Genomic DNA, 3,161 nt, shown 5'->3' with positions numbered 1-3,161 from the left:
CCGCACTGCGTCCAGCAGAACCACCTCCAGGGCGACATCGCGCTCGCCGCGTGGCAGTACTACCTCGCGACGGGTGACCGCGACTGGCTGCGTTCGCGCGGCTGGCCGCTCCTGAAGGGCATCGCCGATTACTGGACGTCGCGCACGCACCGCAATGAAGACGGCAGTCATTCAATTCAGAACGTCGCGGGCCCCGATGAGTACAGCAACGGCGTGACGGACGGCGTCTACACGAACGCGGTCGCGGCCACCGCCCTGCGCTCGGCGGTCAGCGCGGCCCGCGTGCTCGACCGGACCGCCCCGGCCGCCTGGACCAGGACCGCCGACCGCATCCGCATCCCGTACGACCCGAAACGCAAGATCTATCTCCAGTACGCGGGTTACACCGGGTCGACCATCAAGCAGGCCGACACCGTGCTGCTCACCTACCCCCTGGACTGGCCCATGCCCAAGGGCGCCGCTGCCGCGACCCTCGACTACTACAGCGCGCGCACCGATCCCGACGGGCCCGCGATGACGGACTCCGTGCACGCGATCGACGCCGCCGCGATCGGTGAGCCGGGCTGCTCGGCGTACACCTTCCTCCAGCGGTCCGTACGTCCGTTCATGCGTGGCCCGTTCGCCCTCTTCTCCGAGGCGCGCGGCGACAAGGCGGGCGCGGGCGACGCTCTCGCGGGCTCACCCGCGCAGGACTTCCTCACCGGAAAGGGCGGCTTCTTGCAGGTGTTCACGCACGGCTTGACGGGCCTGCGGCTGCGCGAGGACTCCGTGAAGCTCGACCCGACGCTTCCGCCGCAGCTCAAGAAGGGCGTGACGCTGCGCGGGATGGAGTGGCGCGGCCGTACGTACGACATCGCGATCGGCCCCGAGGAGACGACGGTCCGGCTCACTTCGGGAAGCCCCTTCCCGATCGACTCCCCGAAGGGGCGGCTCACGGTCGGCGAGGGCGCCCCGGCCGTCCTCAAGACCCGCCGCCCCGACCTGAAGCCGACGAGTGACCTCGCGCGCTGCCGCCCGGCGAAGGCGACCTCCGAGGACCCCGGTCTGTACGCGGCGGCAGCGGTGGACGGCAACCCGGTCACCGCATGGTCGCCGACCGCCGAGAAGTCGGCCCTGACAGTAGACCTGGGGCGGCCGTCCAAGGTCGGTGCGGTCACCCCGAAGTGGACGGTCAAGCCCGCCGGCCACACCGTCGAGACGTCGACGAACGGCCGCACATGGCACGCGCCGGGCACGGAACCGGTCCGCTACGTAAGGCTCACGGTCAAGGCGGCGAAGAAGGCACCTGTCCTGAACGAACTCACCGTCACCGACTGAACGCAACCGTCGGTGGCGGCAGTTGACGGGATCCGAGAGAGAGAGGGGTGGGGCTGAGGAACCGGGAGCCGAGCCCGGCCGAGGTCCCGCCCACCACCGGCGCGGCGGCGTTGTCAGTGGCGCGTGTCAGGATCTTCGACATGGCTCCAGCGCTTGTGATTCCTCTGCCGACGCACCCCCACTCCTCCACGCTGTACCTCGACTGGGTAAGGGCTCATGACCCCGCTGCCGAGCCGCTCGCCGAGGAGTCGACAGAGCTGCTGCGGACCGAGCTCGTGCGGGCGTACGAGAAGCCGGGGCGGGTGCTGCGGGAACTGGGCTGGCGCGCCCAGCGGTTGCCCGAGGCGCACCGGCCGTGGTTCTGGGACACGGTGGGTCACCGGCTCAGCTCCGGGCAGCCCCGTCACGCCGGTCGTGCCTACGCACTGGCACGCCAGGCCGAGCAGGAGCTGGGACTCCCGGTCGACGAGGGACACCGCCTGGAGAACGTCCTGTTGTTCGCCGGCGCGGGCGCCCTGCCCGCCAAGGAGATGGGCGCGCATCAGCGGTGGCTGGCCGCCTCGCTGTCTCCGGAGCGTGCGCATCAGGAGTTCGTGCGCTTCCTGACGGCGTGGGCGGGGTCACCCGCGGGCCTCGCCGCCGACCTGGCCGCGCGGATCCGGAATTCGGTGCGGAGCGCCGGCCTCGGGCAGGCGGAGGAGGCGCGCGTCCTCGGCGAAGTCCTGCGCCAGGCGCGCGGGAAGGCCGTGCCGGACGCCCTCCTCGACGCGGCGGCCACCGTACTCGCGGACCACCCGGCCGACGACGCGCTGAGCACAGCCCTGGTGGACCTCTTCCCCTCCCACAACACCGACGGCGCCGCCTGGCTGCGCCTGCTGGCCCGCTCCGGAGCGAGCGACGCCATGGTGGCGGGCCGGGTCACGCCCGAGGGCGGCTGCGGGGCCTGGCTCGGGCGGTTCACGTACGCCTACGGCTATCGGGAGGCCGACGGCGGCGGCGTCAGCCGCCAGCAGCTTCCGCGGGAACTGCTCGACCTGGTGACCGGACTCGCGCCGTTCGTCCGCGCGGAGGGCAGGCCGGTCCAGGTGCACAGGACGCGGCACCACTACACAGGCCTGGACGCCGATCTGTTGGACACCTGCCTGGCCGCTGGCATCGCCGTGGAGGACCCCGGCCTGCGGGTGCCGCTCAACTTCTGGGGCGAGCGTTCGCACCGCGACCTGCGTTCCCTGGCCGGGGACCCGGTCTTCGGGCCGCGCCTGGAGGGCACGGTCCACGCCCGGCTGCGGCGCGGCACCGCACTGACGCTGCTGCCGGGCAACGCCGGCATCAATGCCGAGGTGCACGGGCGGATCACCCGGCTGCTCGAGGAGTTGCGCGGCGGAGGACTTGCCGCCGCCGAGGAGTCGGTGGTCGAGCTCGGGTCCTTGCTCGACCGGCCGACGGCCACCGCTCTGGACGGCATCGAAGAGGCCCTGGCGGAGCTTGACCTGGTGGGTCCGCTCGCGCGTGCCCTGCGGGCCGGGCTTCCGGAGGAGTTCGGCTGGCCCGCCCTGGAGGACGCCCTGGCCGAGTTCGACGACGGCACGGTGACGGGGGTGACGGGCACCTGGCCCGTGCTCACCGTCTTCTCCCGCGAGCGCGCCGTCGCAGTCGACCACTCGGGGTGCCGCGCCGCGTGCGCGTTCCGTCTCCCCGAGGAGGCCACGAGCCAGAGCGTGCACTACGTAGGGGGCCGCTTCCTGGTGGGGTGGAGCACCGACGACCGGCTGGGTCTGGTCAGCGACGCCTTCTGGTCCGACCGGCCCGAGGACGTGTTCAAGCCGGAGGACCCGCTGGGCATG

1 protein-coding gene and 1 pseudogene are annotated in these 3,161 nt (G+C 72.3%); both read left to right on the top strand.

The features are described 5' to 3' along the window. Positions 1-1,317 (top strand): discoidin domain-containing protein (locus ACZ5CR_RS43535; RefSeq protein ID WP_468868748.1); only part of this gene is annotated, 1,317 nt, incomplete at its 5' end. A 140-nt stretch (positions 1,318-1,457) separates the two neighbouring features. Further along, positions 1,458-3,161, top strand: a pseudogene (locus ACZ5CR_RS43530) (hypothetical protein); the annotation flags it as partial.

It is taken from the genome of Streptomyces sp. NPDC031274 (genome assembly GCF_055570235.1).
Note: the sequence above shows the minus strand (reverse complement) of the source record. Positions and strands in the feature narration are given on the sequence as shown.